Annotated in this window: 3 protein-coding genes; 2 read left to right on the top strand and 1 reads right to left on the bottom strand. The window is 54.8% G+C overall.

What is annotated here, in order from left to right; all coding sequences use genetic code 11:
- On the bottom strand, positions 1-237 hold a 237-nt coding region (locus lacNas_RS08810; RefSeq protein ID WP_507762779.1), incomplete at its 3' end, for a YbaK/EbsC family protein.
- Between the two features lie 62 nt (positions 238-299).
- Between lacNas_RS08810 and prmA the strand changes: the two genes are divergently transcribed.
- Together prmA and lacNas_RS08800 are read left to right on the top strand one after the other, a co-directional pair.
- Positions 300-1,244 (top strand): 50S ribosomal protein L11 methyltransferase, encoded by a 945-nt coding sequence (prmA, locus tag lacNas_RS08805; RefSeq protein ID WP_201331952.1) that lies wholly within the window; start codon positions 300-302, stop codon positions 1,242-1,244.
- Positions 1,245-1,391: 147 nt separating this feature from the next.
- Positions 1,392-3,126, top strand: a 1,735-nt coding sequence (locus tag lacNas_RS08800; RefSeq protein ID WP_201346784.1) for a RelA/SpoT family protein, incomplete at its 3' end; no start/stop codon positions are given.

The following is a 3,126-nucleotide window of genomic DNA, read 5'->3' as shown; positions in this document are numbered from 1 at the left end:
CAGGTGGCCGCTGAGCGGCACCACGCCGACGATCGGGCCAGTCTTGTTGCCGCTGACGGCCAGGGTCTTGTAGACCGGGTGGCCGTCTAAGACGGGGTTGGCGGCGCCGACTTGAGCGACGCCATGGTCTTCGCTGATTTCACTGATGTGCTGCTGGTAAGCGATTTTTTGCTGGTCGAGAATTTTTTCAACCAGGGTCTTGTCTAATTTGTCTTTATTCTTTTTCTTTTTTGACATTGTTATCACCGCTTTACATGATACCATTTTAAGTGAAGAAGCTAAAGAAAGAAGACATGAATATGAAATTACTGGAAATCAAGATTGAAAGCAGTTATGACGTCGAAGATGCCCTGGCTTATTTTGCCAGCGAGGACTTAAAGGCCCTGGGCACGGAAGCGCGCCGCAGAAGCGACTTCGAGCAGGCCGGCTGGCTGCATGACTCCACGGTCGTTGACATGGACGACATTCCAGATCTGCCGGATGAGCTGGAATTCATCGCATACTTTGACGAGGAAACTGACGCTGAAGAAACGGTCAAGCGCTTTAAAGACAAGCTGGCTGAACTGGCCGGCTATGGCCTGAAGACTGCCCCGGGCGACATTTCCGTCAGCTACGTGGCTGACCAGGACTGGAACACCGTTTGGCAAAAGTACTACCATGTCATCAACTTGTCGCGGCACCTGGCCATCGTTCCGGAATGGGAAGACTACCAGCCGGCCTTCAAGGACCAGGAAATCATCCGCCTGGATCCGGGTCTGGCTTTCGGGACGGGGAACCACCAGACGACCCAGCTGGCCATGCTGGGAATCGAGCGGGCCATGGTCAAGCCTTTGACGGTTGCCGACGTGGGCACGGGGTCGGGGATTTTGGCCATCGGCGCCCACAAGCTGGGCGCCAAAAGCGTCCTGGCAACGGACATCTCTGATGAATCGATGACGGCAGCTGAAGAAAATGCCGCTTTAAACGGCATCCACGACATTGCCCTGCAAAAGACCAGCCTGCTGGCTGACGTTGACGGCAAGTTCGACTTGATCGTGGCCAACATCCTGGCGGAAATTCTGCTGGACCTGATTCCGCAGCTGGACAGCCACTTGAATGAAGACGGCCAGGTCATCTTCTCCGGCATCGACTACTTGCAGCTGCCAAAGATCGAGGAAGCCCTGGCAGAGCATTCCTTCAAGATCGACTTGAAGATGCGGGCGGGCCGCTGGGTCGGCCTGGCAATTTCCCGCAAGGAAGACTAAGGCAGTTAAATGAGTTAAAATATTAGTAAAAGAATTTCTCATTTTCTAATACGCGGGCGAGTAAGTCGCCAAGCTTGTTTAAGAGCGGCTTTTTGAGCTAAAATAACAGGTATTGATTAATTAAAACTTAGAAACTGGTGATCAAAGATGTCAAAATATACTGAAATGACTCATGAGCAGGTCATGGCCGCCTGCAAAAAATACATGACTGCTGACCAACTGGCCTTTGTCGAAAGCGCCTATCAATTTGCCGCCAGGGCCCACGAGGGGCAGACGCGGGCATCCGGCCAGCCTTACATCGTTCACCCTACGCAAGTAGCGGGGACCCTGGCCACGCTTGGCCTGGACCCGGACACGGTTGCGGCCGGCTTTTTGCATGACACGGTTGAGGACACCTCTGTCACCAACAACGACATTAAGGAAAAGTTTGGGGCAGACGTGGCCTTCATCGTTGATGGGGTCACCAAGTTGAACAAGTACGAATACAAGTCCCACAAGGAGTTTTTGGCTGAAAACCACCGGAAGATGCTGATTGCCATGGCCAAGGACCTGCGGGTCATCTTAGTCAAGCTGGCCGACCGCCTGCACAACATGCACACCTTGGAACACCTTCGCCCGGACAAGCAGCGCCGCATTGCTGCTGAAACTCTGGATATTTACGCCCCGCTGGCTGACCGGCTGGGGATCGGGACCATCAAGTGGGAACTGGAAGACATGTCCTTCCACTATATGAACCCGGAAGAGTACTACAAGATCGTGTCAATGATGGACGCCAAGCGCAGCGAGCGGGAAGGCTACATCAAGGATGCCATCGACTACCTGCGCGGCACCCTGGATTCTTTGGGCATCAAGTACGACATCAGCGGCCGGCCAAAGCACATCTACTCCATTTACAAGAAGATGGTCAACAAGCACAAGGACTTCAATGAAATCTACGACTTGCTGGCCGTCCGCGTGATCGTGCCGACGGTCAAGGACTGCTACGCCGTTTTGGGCGCGGTTCATACCAAGTGGAAGCCAATGCCGGGCCGCTTTAAGGACTACATCGCCATGCCGAAGGCCAACGGCTATCAGTCCTTGCACACGACCATCATCGGTCCTGGCGGCAAGCCGCTTGAAATCCAAATCAGAACCGAAGAAATGCACGAAGTAGCCGAATACGGTGTTGCCGCCCACTGGGCCTACAAGCGGGGCAATTTCCAGGGAGTCGATGAAAAAGACGGCGGCGCTTTGGACATCGGCCGGGAAATCCTGGAGCTGCAAAAAGACTCCAGCGATGCCGACGAGTTTATGGAAGCAGTGCACTCGGACATTTTTGCCGACAAGGTCTACGTCTTTACGCCAAAAGGCGAGGTCTACGAGCTGCCGAAGGGGTCGGTTACCCTGGACTTTGCCTATGCCATCCACACGCAAGTCGGAGACCACGCCATCGGGGCCAAGGTCAACGACAAGCTGGTGCCGCTTGACTACAAGCTGAAAAACGGGGACGTCGTCGACATCCTGACGCAAAGCAACGCCCGGCCTTCCAGAGACTGGGCAGAGATGGTCAAGACTTCCCGGGCCAAGAACAAGATCCGGCGCTACTTCCGTGACGTTGACCGGGAAGAAAGCGTGGCCCGGGGCAAAAACGAGCTGACCGACCTGCTCAAGGAAAACGGCCTCAGCGCCAAGGAATACCTGGACAAGAGCCACATCGACGAAGTGCTGGACCACTTCAGCTTTAAGACCGACGAGGACATGTACGCCGCCATCGGCTTTGGCAACATGTCGGCTTTGTCCATCTACAACCGCTTGACGGCCGATCTGCGCCGCCAGCAGGAAGAAGAGCGGCAAAAGCAGTTTGAAGCCAAGATCATGTCGGCCGGCCAGCAGGCGGCTGCTT

Origin of the sequence: Lactobacillus nasalidis (genome assembly GCF_016587775.1) — a bacterium.
Classification (GTDB): domain Bacteria; phylum Bacillota; class Bacilli; order Lactobacillales; family Lactobacillaceae; genus Lactobacillus; species Lactobacillus nasalidis.
The sequence above is the reverse complement of the archived record's forward strand: the minus strand, read 5'-3'. Positions and strand labels throughout refer to the sequence as shown.